The organism is Rhizobium sp. 01T444 (assembly GCF_056398305.1).
In genome coordinates, this window is record NZ_JBFTPD010000397.1 from 1 (window position 1) to 526 (window position 526).

Genomic DNA, 526 nt, shown 5'->3' on the forward strand with positions numbered 1-526 from the left:
GTGGCTGGGCCGCACCGGCAGCGGCTGCACCGAGGCATCGGGGGCCGGCACGTCGACGCGCGGCACCACGCCGCCGCTCTCCAGGTAGAGCCAGTCGTCGTCGCGCCACACGCACTTCTGGATGGCGGTCTCGCGGCCCATCGGCGAGCGGCGCGAGCCGGGCATCGGGCGCGAGCACAGGTGCGTGTGGTAGACCTCGCCCTGCGGCGTCTCCACGATCTGTCCGTGTCCCGCGCGCTGCAGCTCGGCCTCGGGAGCGTCCTTGGACGTGATGAGGTGGGGCTGCGCGGGCAGTTCGTAGGGCCCGTCGATGTGGCGCGAGCGCGCCATGGTCACGGCATGGTCGTAGCCGGTGCCGCCTTCGGCCACCGTCAGGTAGTACCAGCCCTTGCGCTTGAAGAGATGCGGGCCTTCGACCAGCCCGAGCGGACTGCCGCGGAACACGTTCTTCGCGTCGCCGACGAGCCGCCCGCTCACCGGGTCCCACTCCTGCAGCAGGATGCCGGCGAAGCCGGGGCTCTTGGGC

At 72.2% G+C, this 526-nt stretch carries 1 protein-coding gene; it reads right to left on the reverse strand.

What is annotated here, in order from left to right:
• On the reverse strand, nt 1–526 hold a 526-nt coding region (locus AC1DTN_RS39130; RefSeq protein ID WP_477925626.1), incomplete at both ends, for a family 43 glycosylhydrolase.